Origin of the sequence: Streptococcus infantis, assembly GCF_018499575.1 — a bacterium.
Lineage (GTDB): Bacteria > Bacillota > Bacilli > Lactobacillales > Streptococcaceae > Streptococcus > Streptococcus infantis_K.
This window is the reverse complement of record NZ_JAHDAP010000001.1, coordinates 223,250-234,618: the sequence shown is the minus strand read 5'-3', so window position 1 is coordinate 234,618 and position 11,369 is coordinate 223,250. Positions and strand designations below refer to the sequence as shown.

8 protein-coding genes, 1 tRNA gene and 1 other RNA gene are annotated in these 11,369 nt (G+C 40.5%); 1 reads left to right on the top strand and 9 read right to left on the bottom strand.

Features of this window, described 5'->3' with window-relative positions:
• Window positions 1-40: 40 nt before the first annotated feature.
• From KJR31_RS01140 to KJR31_RS01125, 4 genes are all read right to left on the bottom strand, one after another.
• Window positions 41-2,320, bottom strand: coding sequence for a DNA translocase FtsK (locus KJR31_RS01140; protein WP_434223044.1), 2,280 nt, complete (start codon window positions 2,318-2,320; stop codon window positions 41-43).
• 141 nt (window positions 2,321-2,461) lie between these two features.
• Window positions 2,462-4,417 carry a PTS fructose transporter subunit IIABC gene (locus KJR31_RS01135; protein WP_214261695.1) on the bottom strand — a complete coding sequence of 652 codons (1,956 nt, stop codon included), beginning with the start codon at window positions 4,415-4,417 and terminating at the stop codon, window positions 2,462-2,464.
• Window positions 4,414-5,325: a 1-phosphofructokinase gene (gene pfkB, locus KJR31_RS01130; RefSeq protein ID WP_045615525.1), complete on the bottom strand. Its 912-nt coding sequence runs from the start codon at window positions 5,323-5,325 to the stop codon at window positions 4,414-4,416. The genes KJR31_RS01135 and pfkB overlap by 4 nt, the downstream gene beginning before the upstream one ends.
• Window positions 5,322-6,062, bottom strand: coding sequence for a DeoR/GlpR family DNA-binding transcription regulator (locus tag KJR31_RS01125; RefSeq protein WP_214261694.1), 741 nt, complete (start codon window positions 6,060-6,062; stop codon window positions 5,322-5,324). Before KJR31_RS01125 ends, pfkB begins: the two co-directional genes overlap by 4 nt.
• Before the next feature lie 161 nt (window positions 6,063-6,223).
• On the opposite strand from KJR31_RS01125, the gene KJR31_RS01120 reads away from it, so the two are divergent.
• Window positions 6,224-6,311: transfer RNA gene (locus KJR31_RS01120), tRNA-Ser, on the top strand.
• A gap of 77 nt (window positions 6,312-6,388) precedes the next feature.
• Here the strand turns inward: KJR31_RS01120 and KJR31_RS01115 are convergent.
• From KJR31_RS01115 to KJR31_RS01095, 5 genes are all read right to left on the bottom strand, one after another.
• Window positions 6,389-7,723, bottom strand: a complete 1,335-nt coding sequence (locus tag KJR31_RS01115) for an Nramp family divalent metal transporter (protein ID WP_214261693.1) — start codon at window positions 7,721-7,723, stop codon at window positions 6,389-6,391.
• Between the two features lie 304 nt (window positions 7,724-8,027).
• Window positions 8,028-8,375: a transfer-messenger RNA gene (gene ssrA / locus KJR31_RS01110) on the bottom strand.
• Between the two features lie 60 nt (window positions 8,376-8,435).
• On the bottom strand, window positions 8,436-9,071 hold the full coding sequence (locus KJR31_RS01105) for an SGNH/GDSL hydrolase family protein (protein ID WP_214261692.1): 636 nt from the start codon (window positions 9,069-9,071) through the stop codon (window positions 8,436-8,438).
• Between the two features lies 1 nt (window position 9,072).
• Window positions 9,073-9,900, bottom strand: a complete 828-nt coding sequence (locus KJR31_RS01100) for an HAD family hydrolase (RefSeq protein ID WP_214261691.1) — start codon at window positions 9,898-9,900, stop codon at window positions 9,073-9,075.
• A 24-nt stretch (window positions 9,901-9,924) separates the two neighbouring features.
• On the bottom strand, window positions 9,925-11,244 hold the full coding sequence (locus tag KJR31_RS01095; RefSeq protein ID WP_214261690.1) for a CapA family protein: 1,320 nt from the start codon (window positions 11,242-11,244) through the stop codon (window positions 9,925-9,927).
• Between the last annotated feature and the right edge of the window lie 125 nt (window positions 11,245-11,369).

Sequence of the window (11,369 nt, the reverse complement as noted above, 5' to 3'; positions counted from 1 at the left end):
AAAGGTGATTTCTTGAATTTTTATTCTATTTTCAAACAATTTATTGTTGTAAGACTTTACGAGGTTTTGTTCCTTCAGCTGGGCCGATAACACCAGCCATTTCTAATTCTTCCATCAATCGAGTTGCTCGGTTAAAACCAACCGAAAGACGGCGTTGAATCATGGATGCGCTGGCTTTTTGAGTTTCGATGACAAGAGCCTTGGCTTCTTCGAAAAGCGGATCCCCTCCATCATCCCCTGAGCTAAAGTCTCCTTCTGTTTCAGACACTTCTCCTGGGTCAAAGCTTTCATCATAATCCGCATCAGCTTGCGCCTTAATGAAGTTTACGATGCGTTCCACATCATCATCTGAGATAAAGGAACCTTGCAAGCGAACAGGATGGTTTTCGTCAATTGGTTTAAAGAGCATATCCCCTCGACCAAGCAATTTCTCAGCACCATTCTCATCCAAAATCGTACGTGAATCCGTTCCTGAAGAAACAGCGAATGCTACACGTGACGGCACATTTGCCTTAATCAAACCAGAGATAACATCTACTGAAGGACGCTGGGTTGCAAGAATCATGTGAATACCAGCTGCACGCGCCTTTTGTCCGAGTCGGATAATGGCATCTTCTACTTCCTTGCTGGCAACCATCATCAAATCTGCCAACTCGTCCACAATCACGACGATTAAAGGTAGCGGTACTTGCTTGTATTCAGACTGAGCATTGAATTCCTCAACTTTAGCATTGAAACCAGCAATATTCCGAACTCCGACTTTGGCAAAGAGTTCGTAGCGGTTTTCCATTTCATCTACGACTTTTTGAAGGGCCTTACTTGCCTTGCGAGGATTGGTTACAACTGGAATCAAGAGATGAGGGATATCATTGTAAACTGATAACTCGACCATCTTAGGATCTACCATCATAAACTTGACTTGGTCTGGGCGAGCCTTCATCAAAATACTTGCGATAATCCCATTAACTGCAACCGATTTACCAGAACCTGTAGAACCGGCCACTAGCAAGTGAGGCATTTTTGCCAAATCAAAACTACGAGCCGTACCATTGACTGCTTTCCCAAGAGGAATTTCTAAAAGATTTTCAGGTTTTGTTTGAGATTGTTCCCAAAGCTCACGGAAGGATACAGTTGCAATTTCCGAGTTAGGAACTTCAATCCCAACCAAGGATTTTCCAGGAATCGGTGCTTCAATACGGACATCCTTAGCAGCCAAGGCCAGAGCTAAGTCGTCTGCTAGATTGGAAATCCGATTGACACGAACACCAACTGCTGGTTTAACCTCATACTTGGTTACTGATGGGCCGATTTCCGCACGTTCAACCGTTACCTTGATACCAAAACTTGCAAATGTTTCTTCCAAAATTTTGATATTCTCTCGAACAATTTTCTTTTCTTTAGACTGATCTTTTGGTTTATCAGGTGCAAAGAGTTGCAAGCTTGGGAGCTTATACTCCAAGGCCTTTTTAGCAGAAAAGTCTACTTCAACATCTTCGTCATCATCTTCTGGGAAATCTTCTTCCATCGGATAGTGATCTTCCTCAGGATATTCAAAATCGGCTTGAGGGAGAATAATCTCAGGCTCTACCCATTCTTCCTCTGGTAGTGGAGGAAATTCTTGTATTGGTTCGTCTGACAAAATTTCTCCTGTTTCCATATCTACAGGAGGCATATCAAGCAATGCCTGCTCTTCTCTCTCTTTCTCAAGTCTTGCTTGCTCTTCAGCTTCTCTTCGTGCCTTTTCTTCTTCACGCTTGATAAAACGCTCTTGTTTTTTCTGTTCGTGGCGTTCCATCCAGATAGCAAATCGAGCTGACAGAAAATCGGCGATATCATAGATAGACCATGGACTTATTAAAAGAGCTCCGATTAGGATAAGGATAGTTCCGATAAAGTAGGTCCCAATATTTGAGAACAAAAAGGCTATCGGAATGTAGAGTCCACTCCCAATCACACCTCCACCAGCAAAGTTGGTCACTTGAAAACTGGTTAAATCTTTAAAAATTTGTCCGACCGTTCCTTGGAAAACAGCGTTTGCCATGCTAAATTTCCAGACAAGATAAGCTTGAAAGATTAGAAGTAAGCCTGTAAAAATGAAAAAGAAACCTGCTAGCAATCCTTCTTGTTTATGAATCCATTTGAAAAAGAAGAGATAGATCAAGAGAGAGAAAATAGCTAGATAAGCTAAACTCCCCACAAGTAAGCGGATTAGGTTGTAAACGGTGATTCCTACAGCTCCCCATTTAAGGGCAGCAAAAATTAAACAGATAGCCAAAGCTAAGGAAATCAACATTCGTTGAATCGCTTGTTTTCTTTCCAATTCTGCTTTCGACGGTCTGCGTCTTGTTTTAGTTGTATTCTTGTTTGCCATTCTTCTATTATAACATATTTCATGAACTTTTCGAGGGGTTAAAAAAATGACTGCCCACTTTCGTGTTCAGTCATTTGAATGTGTTTGTGATTATTTTTCTGATGGTTTACGAAGGTAACCGTAAACAACACCACTGACAAGCGCTCCCACCAAGACAGAGACAAGATAAAGAAGGGCGTTTGAAGTAAGGGCGATAACGAAGATTCCTCCGTGTGGTGCCATAAGTTTGATACCGGCAAGACCAACAAGTCCTCCTGCTACAGCAGAACCAAGGATAAAGCTTGGGATAGCACGAGCTGGATCAGCTGCACCAAACGGAATCGCACCCTCAGTGATGAATGACAATCCCATAACGATATTTGTCAAACCAGAGTTACGTTCTTCTTTGGTGAATTTATTCTTGAAGAGGAGAGTTGCGACAAAGATGGCAAGCGGTGGAACCATTCCTCCAGCCATAACCGCTGCCATCGCTACTGAGCCTCCTGTTGACACTGTCGCTGCAAGAGTACCAGTACCAAAGACGTAAGCTGCTTTATTGACAGGACCACCCATATCGACAGCCATCATTCCTCCAAGGACAATACCTAGAAGGACAGCTGATCCACCTTCAAGACCACCAAGGAAGTTGTTCATACCAGTGTTGATTGCTGCCATTGGGATATTAACGGCTAGCATGACAAATCCTGTCAAGATTGTTCCAAGTAGTGGCAAGAGAAGGATTGATTTTGCACCTTCAAGTGAGCGAGGAACCTTAACGTATTTCTTAACCAAGAGCACCAAGGCACCAGCGATAAATCCACCAACAAGAGCTCCAAGGAAACCTGATGATACCCCTGCAAGGGCTGAAGTTGCTTCGCCACCTTGTGCGTAAGGGATTTTACCAAAAGCATAACCTTCTTTAGCGATAGCACCAGCTACGAAACCGGCTACCAAACCTGGTTTTTCAGCGATTGAGTAAGCAACATATCCTGCAAAAACTGGAAGCATCAAACCAAAGGCAGAACCACCGATTTTCATGAACATAGAAGCGAGTTCATGGTAAGAACCAAGATTTCCAAGGCTTTCATTAGGCACACCCAAAGCCCCATCAATCAAGAAGGCGAGGGCAATCATGATACCTCCACCGATAACGAATGGCAACATTTGTGATACACCACTCATCAAGTGTTTGTAGAAGGCACCACCGAGACTTTGTTTTTCATTAGATGCTGTTGAAGCTTGCGCTCCGTTAGCAGCACGGTAGACTTCAGCATTACCAGAAAGAGCCAAGTTGATCAACTCTTCTGTCTTACGGATACCGTCTGCTACTGGACGATTCACCAATGGTTTGCCATCAAAACGATCCATTTCAACCGCTTTATCTGCAGCGATGATAACAGCTTTAGCTTTACGAATATCTTCTGCTGTTAATTTGTTACCAACACCGCTAGCACCATTGGTTTCAACCTTGATACCAACACCCATTTCTGCAGCCACTTTTTGAAGAGCTTCTTGGGCCATGTATGTGTGGGCAATTCCTGTTGTACAAGCTGTAACTGCTACGATGAAGTCATCAGAGTCATTTGCAGGAGCTTGAGTGGCTTCCTCAGCTTTTTCTGAAGCTTGGTCAAAGAGTTCAATAACTTGGTCAGCAGATGTTACTTGACGAAGTTTATCAGCAAAGCCGTCTTTCATCAAGTATTGAGACAATTCTGCCAAGGCTGCTAAGTGAGTGTCATTAGCACCTTCTGGAGCAGCAATCATAAAGAAGAGGTCTGTTGGTTGCCCGTCTAAACTTTCGTAGTCAACACCCTTGTTTGACTTAGCAAAGAGAACAGTTGCTTCTTTTACAGCAGCATTTTTGCTGTGAGGCATTGCGATACCGTCACCCAAACCTGTAGAAGTCAAAGCTTCACGCGCTAAGATTCCTTCTTTAAAGGTTTCAAAATCTGTCACATAGCCATGCTCTACTAGGCTTTGAATCATTTCTTCGATAGCTGCTGTTTTTTCAGTTGCTTGTAAATCGAGCAACATGACATCTTTTCTCAATAAATCTTGAATTTTCATCTTTTTTCTACCTCAACTTTTTCATAAGTTTCTTTAATAAATGCTGCAGTCGCCAAGTCATCAGAGAAGGTAGTTGCTGTTCCACAAGCCACACCCCATTTGAAGGCTTCTACTGCGTCTTTTGATTTTACAAACTCACCAGTAAATCCAGCAACCATTGAGTCACCAGCTCCCACTGAGTTTTTCACTGTTCCCTTGATTGGTTTAGCAAAGTAGGCTCCCTCTGATGTTACCAGAAGGGCACCATCACCAGCCATGGAGATGATAACATTTTGAGCACCTTTAGCCAGCAGTTCTCGAGCGTATTTCTCTATTTCATCAAGGCTTTCAAGCTTGACTCCAAAGATAGCTCCCAGTTCATGATTATTTGGTTTGACCAAAAGTGGTTGATAATCCAAACTATCAATCAAGGTCTGACCTTCAAAATCACACACAACTTGTGCGCCTGTCCGACGGGTCAAGGCAATCAAATCCTTATAAATAACATTGCCTAAGTTTTTAGCACTCGATCCCGCAAATACAACTGTATCCTCTGCTGTTAGACTTGAAAGGATAGCTTTCAACTCCTCCAGTTGATCTGCTTCAACAGTAGGACCAGTCCCATTGATTTCGGTTTCTTGGTCTGCTTTGATTTTAACGTTGATACGCGTATCTTCTGCAACTTGCACAAATCGCGTTTCAATTTGCTCCTCAGCTAAAGTATCTGTGATAAATTTACCTGTAAAGCCTCCGATAAATCCAGTCGCTGTATTTGGAATATCTAGACGTTTCAAGACGCGACTGACATTGATTCCCTTACCACCAGCAAACTTATCATCACTATCCATACGATTAACACTACCAACTTCTACTTTATCCAAACGGACAATGTAGTCAATAGATGGATTGAGTGTGACTGTATAAATCATACTTCTATTACCTCCGTTTTTTCTTTGATAGCTGGCAAGAGCTCATGACCCTTGCTAGTAATGACGATAGCTCGTTTTAGAGGGGCAACCTTAGCAAAACTAGACTGGCCAATCTTAGATGAATCCGCCAAGACATAGGTTTGTTTGGCATTTTCTAAGATAGCACGCTTAACCGCTCCTTCCTCCATGTCTGGAGTTGTATAATAACCTTCGTCTACACCGTTCATTCCGATAAAGGCACGATCAAAGTGTAATTGGTTAATTTGGTTAAGAGCCACCCCTCCGATACTGGCATCCGTTGTCATCTTTACGCCACCACCAATAATGACTGTTGGGATTTGCTTATCCACTAATTGTACCGCATGGTGAATGGAGTTGGTTACTACAGTAATGTCTTTTCGCTCCAATTCCATAATGAGAAAGGCTGTCGTACTTCCTGCATCCACAAAGATAACATCTTTTTCTTTGATGAGAGAAGCTGCTTTTTGCGCAATTAACTTTTTCTCTTGAAGGTTTTTGACAGATTTTTCTTGAATGGTTTCTTCTTCTTGCAAGTAATGAGGCAACTCTGCTCCTCCATGAACTCGACGAAGTTTATTTTCAGATTCCAATTCATCTAAATCACGTCTAACCGTTGATTCCGAAGTATCTAGCAATCCTACTAATTTCTCAAGCGAGACGATTTTATGCTGTTTCAATTCTTCTAAAATGAACTTTTTTCTTTCACTTTTTAGCATTATTTCACCTCCTGTGAACGATTACATGATTTATTCTATCATAAAAAAAATCAAAGTCAAGCATTTTTTATCATTTTCTTTCATTTTCTATCACTCTTCTTTTTCCTTCAAATAAATTTGCAAGCAATAAGGCTTTATGGTAGACTAGGTTAGTAAGTATTGGAAGATTACTCAAGAGGCTTAAGAGGCCGTGTTGGAAACGCGGTAGGCGTGTTAAAGCGTGCGTGGGTTCGAATCCCATGTCTTCCGTCTATATAAAAAAAGATACCCAAGTATTTTTGGGTATTTTTTTCTTATATGTTTGTTTTATAAATCGGGTGAATTTCTTAGAAAATATCAAATAACAATTTCACATTGAGAATTGTTAAGATAATGGAGATAATATAACCAAGAATGGTATTCCATTTGGCATTGGTAAATTCTCCCATCAGTGATTTCTTAGAAGTTAGATAAATCAGTGGGAAGATTGAAAATGGAAGAGCAATCGAAAGAAAGACTTGTGAATAAACCAATAACTGATCCAAGGTTTTTTCCTGATGGCCGAATAAAACAGCAACGATTATGACTGGTAACAAGGCAAAGAGGCGAGTTGCTAAACGAATAAACCACTGAGGCAATCTCATATGTAAGAAGCCTTCCATGACGATTTGTCCCGTCAAGGTACCTGTAATGGTCGAATTTTGACCACTGGCTAATAAAGCTAAGGCAAACAAGGTTGATAAGGTCGAGCTAGCTATAGCTCCTGCAATGGTAGAATCCTGCAGGGCGTTATACATTTGAGAAAAGGCAGAAATCTCGGATGCATGTCCGAAAAAGAGGGCCGCCCCTAAGATTAAAAGAAGGGAGTTAACGATGAAGGCCAAAGACAGTTGAAGATTCGAGTCCCAAGTCATAAAACGAACTGCTTTACGAACATCATTCTTGTCCTTGTGATTGATTTTCCGAGTCTGAGACAAGGAAGAATGTAAATACAAGTTATGGGGCATCACTGTCGCACCTACAATCCCAAGAGCCAAGGTTAATTGACTTTCATGTCCTGCTAAAGGACTCTCAAATAAGGTTGCATTTGGTAAATAACCTTCGGCGATTCCTTGGAGACTTGGATGTGATAAAGCTACTAGATAAGTAAAGATAAGCAAAATCGTTAAAATCAGCGTTGTCACGATAGATTCTATCTTCTTAAAGCCAAATTTCATTAAGAGCAATAAAAGAAAGACATCCAAAACCGTCAATAGAATGGCTATCATAATCGGAATCTTAAAGAGAAGATTAAGGGCAATTGCAGATCCCAGTACTTCTGCTAAGTCTGTTGCCATCAAGGCCAATTCCAAAATCACCCATAGGCTATAACGAAGCCATTTGGGTGAATGATGAGCCGTTGCTTGTGCTAGGTCCATCTGGGTAACAATCCCCAGTTTTCCTGCCATCTGCTGAAGTTGCATAGCAATGAGTGACGAAATCAAGATAACAAACAAGAGACTGTACTTATAGGATGCACCACCAACTACGCTGGTTATCCAGTTCCCTGGATCCATATACCCTACAGCCACAAGGGCACCAGGACCCAAGAAGGCCTTTAAATTTTGCCAGAAATGATTGTTATTAGGAGTATCGATAGATTGATTGATTTCAGAAAGTGAAACTTTTTTATGAGACGACATTTCTCACTACCTCTTTTTCTAAACCGACTTTTTCAATGTTTTTTATTACAGAAAAATAAGATAAGATAAACTTTAAACTCTTAAGACAATGAAAACCACATGAAAAACATTTTATTTTTTTCATCAATTTTCTTAACGCACCTTAATTATAACACAAAATATGATAAAAACTTAAGAAATTTCAAGACTTGATTAGAGGTTTAGGATACAACGGAGTGCTGTATCCTTTTTTTATCCTTTTATTGCAAAAGAATAAAATGAAAAACGTTGTAAAAACAACGTTTTAGAAAGGAATGCAAAAGAATAATGGAGCCGGTGGGAGTCGAACCCACGTCCAAACACCTGCCAACATATTTGTCTACAACCATAGGTTATGTATTGATTTAACAGCATCTCGACACATAACTCAAGCCTAGGAACTGCGAGTCTATCAATCTCTTACCAAACTGCTAGACAAAGTTTGATCGTATCTCGCTAATAATAAGACCTGTCATCAGACACGAGCAATCCGAATCAGGTCACGCCTGCTGGTTTTTAGGCAGCTAGAGCGTAAGAAGTGTTATTTTTTGCAGTTATATTTAACTGAGCGTTTACGTCGCCACACGAGTTGCAAAATATGCCTCATAATGCCTGTCGAATCCGTAACGACCCCAAAAGACTATAAAGATATTATACCTTATCTAGGTTAAAAAAGCAAAAAGCAAGTAAATGCCTAGAAAAGGCTAGTTTTCAAGCTTTCTGATAGGGCCTGATAGCCAGAAACGCTGAGATGAAGGCCATCCGTTGTATAGTCTGATTTGAGTTGTCCTTTCTGATCTAGTAAGTTCTCAAAAACAGGCACAAATTCAACCTGCATATAGGCAGAGGCAAGCTCTTGATAGGCTTGGTTCCACGCCTTGATTTTCTCATTGGTACGAATATAAACTGTCTGTTTATACTCTTCCCCTTGATGAACGGGCAGAATAGAAACTAGCTTAATCTGTGACAGCGGATAGTCACGGGAAATACTTTGAATCACACTCTCGAGATTGGTTAGTGCTCGACTCATTGGAACTTCTTTCCCAATGTCATTTGTCCCAATCAAAAGTACAATTTGATCCACTGCATCACCATAGAGGTGGGCATCAAGGCTATCTAGTAAAAGTCCGGTCTGATAGCCTCTAATACCTCTATTCACAATGGTCTTTGTTATCCCTAGTAATTCTTGCAAGGGATAATACTCAACAATAGAATCTCCGATAAAGATGATATCTGGTTCAATTACAGAAATCTGATTGAGTTCACGATACTTGGTTTGAATTTTTTCCTGCTCTTTTAAGAGCCAGTTTTCTAATAGCTGTACTGCCAAGTTATTCTCCTTTTTCTAGCCAGTTTTCTAAAACTTGGTAAACACCTGCCTGACTATTAGCTGGTGCTACTTCTGTCGCAATCTCCTTGACCTTCTCCTCTGCATTTTCCATGGCATAAGAAATTCCCGCCATTTCTAACATTTCAATGTCATTTTCACTATCTCCAAAGGCCATGATTTGTTCAGATTTTAAGTCCCAACGTTTGAGCAATTCCTCTAAGCCCCAGGCCTTATGTATGCCATCCTGTAAGATATCAATACAGCCATATCCACTAGAAACAGCTCGAACACGACCATCAAACAAGTCATTGATTTCCTGTAAAACCGAATCCGATCGCTCTTCACCGACTACCATGCTCATCTTGAGAACACCACCGAAGAGACTGGAGTCAAATTCATCAACAAAGTTCATTCGTTGATAGAGCTTTTTAATCATCTCTGGTGTCATAAATTTATCAAGTTCTGTAAAAACTGTACCTTCCTTGACAAAACCACCATTCATAGCAGTTACAACAAACTGATCTTGGCATTCTCTGCCTTTGAAATGAGCTAAAGCTTTATCAACCATATCCTCATCCCAAGTTTGTGCTTGAAGTAATTCATTGTTTTCGAATATCCGAGCACCGTTAGCAACAACGAGAACTACTCTCTCTGCCAGATGTCCCAGTAATTGACGCATACGATGAATTTCATTTCCTGTTGCAATGACAAAACGAACTCCACGTCGGTCTAACTGATCTATAATTTTCTCTAGACGAGGAAGATCCAGCTGACCTCTCGGGTCTAACAAGGTTCCATCCATGTCTGTCGCAATAATCTTAATTTCCATCATGTCTCCTTGTAGTTCAAATAACTACCACTTCAAACCTACATGCTCATTCATTTCTTTGTAAGCTATGTCTACCCGTTCCTTTGTAGCCTCATCTAACTGACTGCGGTATTTTCCTCCCTCTATAAAATCTTCCAAGATATAGGTTTGGTAAAGATAGAGTGGATACCCTTCTGGAGAATAGCCTCCCTTTGGAGTACGACTAACCCAGCTTGGATGGGCTTTGGCAGTTTCTATGGTCGTCTTACCTGATTTTTTCTTAATAGTCACATCCATGAGGACTCCACGTTCCGTCCATTTAGCGTTTTCAACATCCTGCATGGTTTCAATCCGTTGATTTGAGATAAAATTTCCCATAGAGTAGATGATGAGCTTTTTATCACCGTCTTTTTCAACCGTTTCAGCAGGTTCAACAACGTGAGGATGTCCACCGAAGATAATATCAGCTCCCCAATCAATCATTTTATGGTAAAGTTTCTTTTGCTCCTCAGTCGGCTCAATTTGATACTCAACTCCCATCTGAGGCATGATAACCGTGATATCTGCTTCTTTTTCAGCCCTCTCGATTTCAGCCTTCATCTTATCTTCATCTAAATCTGAAAGATAACGATTATAATCCTCTTGAGAAATGCTTTGTTCAATGCCGTTAAAACCATAGGAATAAGCCAAAATAGCAACTTTAATACCATTGACTTCCTTGATAACTAAAGGCGCCTTATCCCGGGATTCATGAGTATAGACTCCGACTGGTGTCATTCCTGCTTTTTCAATAGCACCTGCAGTTGAAACTACTCCCTCAATCTGAGAATCCAAGATATGATTGTGAGCCAAGTCTAGTACTTGATAGCCTGCATCTTTGATAGCATCCATAACTTCACCTGGGGCATTAAACAAGGGGTATCCAGCAAGATAGTGGTCTTTATTTACAGTTCCTTCGAAATCACCAAGAACTAAGTCCGCTTGCTTAAGCCAAGGTTTTACGTATTCAAAATTTTCATGAAAATCGTAGGTCCCATCTGCCTTTTTTGCTGAAATATAAATAATGTCATGGTAGAGCAAATCACCGTTTGCCATAATTCGAGCACTTGTTTCCTGTTCCGTTACAGAATTCTTCTCTTTAGAGTTCGAATTTTGACTCACTGTAGTTGCATTACTATTCCACAATGGAACTCCCTTTATCCCTTGAGCTAATAAGGTCAATGCCATTGAAATTCCAACAATAATCAACAAAACTACAATAAAGGTTTTATTACTCCATTGGCGATAGTTTCTAAAAAATTGAATAAATTTTCTGACAATCCGAAAGACAGGACCATTTTGTTTTCTTCTGCTACGTTTTTCCATATCTTTTCTCCTTGCTTTTTGATGCAAGTCTCCTTACCTTATTATACCACAGACAAATAGGTATTTCCCTTTATTAGCAACTTCTGTGACTTTCTTTCTCAACTGTTTTGTGTTATCATGTAATT

Coding starts and splice junctions, on each gene's coding strand:
- KJR31_RS01100 (WP_214261691.1), bottom strand. CDS start 9,900: ATGGAAATTAAGATTATTGCGACAGACATGGATGGAACCTTGTTAGAC.
- KJR31_RS01115 (WP_214261693.1), bottom strand. CDS start 7,723: ATGTCGTCTCATAAAAAAGTTTCACTTTCTGAAATCAATCAATCTATC.
- KJR31_RS01135 (WP_214261695.1), bottom strand. CDS start 4,417: ATGAAAATTCAAGATTTATTGAGAAAAGATGTCATGTTGCTCGATTTA.
- pfkB (WP_045615525.1), bottom strand. CDS start 5,325: ATGATTTATACAGTCACACTCAATCCATCTATTGACTACATTGTCCGT.
- KJR31_RS01095 (WP_214261690.1), bottom strand. CDS start 11,244: ATGGAAAAACGTAGCAGAAGAAAACAAAATGGTCCTGTCTTTCGGATT.
- KJR31_RS01125 (WP_214261694.1), bottom strand. CDS start 6,062: ATGCTAAAAAGTGAAAGAAAAAAGTTCATTTTAGAAGAATTGAAACAG.